At 45.8% G+C, this 2,429-nt stretch carries 2 protein-coding genes and 1 pseudogene; all 3 read right to left on the minus strand.

Annotated elements, in window-relative coordinates; all coding sequences use genetic code 11:
* On the minus strand, nucleotides 1-583 hold a 583-nt coding region (locus tag HMPREF2865_RS11855), incomplete at its 3' end, for a hemagglutinin repeat-containing protein (protein WP_349267467.1).
* 51 nt (nucleotides 584-634) lie between these two features.
* Nucleotides 635-1,003 carry a hypothetical protein gene (locus HMPREF2865_RS11395; protein ID WP_003712418.1) on the minus strand — a complete coding sequence of 123 codons (369 nt, stop codon included), beginning with the start codon at nucleotides 1,001-1,003 and terminating at the stop codon, nucleotides 635-637.
* Nucleotides 1,004-1,014: 11 nt separating this feature from the next.
* Nucleotides 1,015-2,429, minus strand: a pseudogene (locus HMPREF2865_RS12455) (hypothetical protein); the annotation flags it as partial.

Consider the following 2,429-nt stretch of genomic DNA (forward strand, 5'->3'; position numbering starts at 1 on the left):
TGTGGTAGCCGCCTTCGCCGGCAAAGAGACCGCTCTGGCTGCCGACGCTGCGGCTGTGGCCGCTGGCTTTGCTTTGGTTGTAGTTGCCGGATACGCTCCATGCGGTACCGAGGGCGACTTGGGCGCGGATGCCGCCGCCGCTTTGTTTGCTCTCCTGTTCGACAGTGTCCTGCGGGCTTTCGATATAAAGGGTGCCGCCGACATCGGCATCAATGCGTCGGGCATGGGCTTGGGCACCGTTCAGCACGGTATTGCCCTTGCTGCTGAGCTGCAGTTTGTCGGACTGCAATAGGGTGTTTTGATGGGTTTGGCTGTCCGAACGGTTTTTGCCTTTGCCGTAGGCCGCTTCGGCGTAGATATAGACGCCGGTTTGGGCACCAACGGAAACCCCGACGCCGACTTGTACGCCGGCATTGCGGTTTTTGCCGTCCTGATGTTGGCTGTCTTGGGCCGACTGCAGCCGGATGTCGCGCGCGGAATCGAGGCGGATAGTGTCGCCCGCAGTAATGTTGCTGCCTTGGACGGTAATGTCGCCCTCGCGGCTGCGGATATTGATGTCGCCGCCGGCTTTCAGGCTGTCGATTTAGCTTTTGGCCTATGATGTTTCTTCGTTTTTGCAATTAAGCTCTAATTTTTATTTTATATATATTTTCTCATACAAGGGAGAAGCACAAATATTTTCCCAACCAAACTCTTTAAGCACCTGCTTGGCTAATGTACGTATATTTCCCCATTCCTGACTATATAATCCTGATTCATCAAGCCAAATGAAATCGAATCCATCTCCACTAATGCTAGATATATATGCATTTAAATTTAATAGCATTTCTTTTTGTCTAGTTGTCAAGATACTTCCTTTATCTAAACACTCTTCAAATGCATCAGTGAATTCCAAAACAATTTCCTCCCCAGCAGTATGCCTAGATCCTGTAATTTTTTTCTGAGTATCAGGATCTTGAGTCATGGCAACAACAGACCAACGCAAATTTGATAACTCATCCATAAATAATCCTTTCATTTATATAAGATAGTTGCTTTTTCATTTGTTTTATTATACGTTTTAGGGTTAACTATTTTAATTTTCCCTTTATCTGTTGTAGATATTTTATAGTATTCACCACCATGTCTTCCTCCTCCTGGATGAACTTGAATTTGAGTGATTGTTTTATGACCTTCTATTTTTACAATAAGTGCCTTTCCACTTCCTTGTGTGCTTTGTCTAACAGTTGCTTTATATCCAGCATTGTTAAAATGCTCTGCAATCCTTACGGCTGATAATCCCCAAATGGATTGAGGGTTATTTTGCCAAATAGAAATTAATTGTTGAGAGTTTATTAGCTGCTTGGATTCATAAACCGATGCTGTACTTCCCTCTAAAATTTTAGAGTTAAATATTTTTTTAATTCCGTCGGGCCGTACCACTTTTACCGCATTGTCCGACCACGTTACCACAGAGCCTTTCGGTATCAGCTCTCCGTTGGCCAGGCGTTGCTCCTGCGACAGGGTAACGGTTGTTCCTTTTACCGCTTTTGGATTTGAAGGAATGCGGACTTCGCCCACAGGCACGGCCTTTCCGGACGGAGCCTCGGCCTTGCGGACAATGGGAACAGGCGCCTTTGATGTCGTAGGTGGCAGATTGCTTTTTCCGATATTGTCGGCTTTGTAGTTTTGGGGAGGGGTTGGTGTTCCATAATTCTCAGATGGTTTTCCACTTTTTTGGGGCGTGACCCTTCTCAAGTTTCCAAAGTTACTACCTCTTATTCCTTTGGGAGAGCTACCCATTCCTGATTTAAGTAGTATGTAACTAACTTGCTCTGTTGGAGACAAACTAATACGATCTCGCTTCATCCTTTCTTCAAGAATAAAGTCCAAGATATTCGCTTGGGCATGTACTTCCGCAGTAAGCGGGTAATTCGAAAAGCCTAGCGATCGGAGCGACTTCACTCTATTTTCAGCATCTTCTTGTATCAGGCTTAACTCCGAATCATTCAAAGTACCAGATTGTATGGCATGGCTAACGATTTGGTCGTTACGCTTGCGTATTGCTCCATATTTATGATCAGCATCCGCACATCCATTACATTGTTCATAGTATATGGCAACCGGTTCAACATCGATCACACCTAGTTTTTGGAGTTTTTTATCAATAATAAGCAATTTTTTCGCTTTATCTTCATCTTGTCTGGCTCTATTTAATAAATCGTTTCGATACTTCTGACTTCCTGACCAGTTATTCTCCACCGCATTCTGCCCCAGCACGCCCCCTACCTGTGCGTTGAACAGGGCATTGGTGTTTGCGCCGTTGGTGCCGTTCAGGCTGCCTCCGGCGGCACCAACTACCGAAGCAACCGCACCGGTCTGCGCTTTGATCTCTTCTTTAATGTGCTCGGGCAGAAGGTTGGGATTGAATTTCCCCGTTATCGGGTCGA

Source organism: Neisseria sp. HMSC073G10, from assembly GCF_001812605.1.
Classification (GTDB): Bacteria; Pseudomonadota; Gammaproteobacteria; order Burkholderiales; family Neisseriaceae; genus Neisseria; species Neisseria subflava_A.

What these genes read in the sequence shown, in the direction of transcription:
- HMPREF2865_RS11395 (WP_003712418.1), bottom strand. Translation starts at nt 1,003, where the DNA reads ATGGATGAGTTATCAAATTTGCGTTGGTCTGTTGTTGCCATGACTCAA.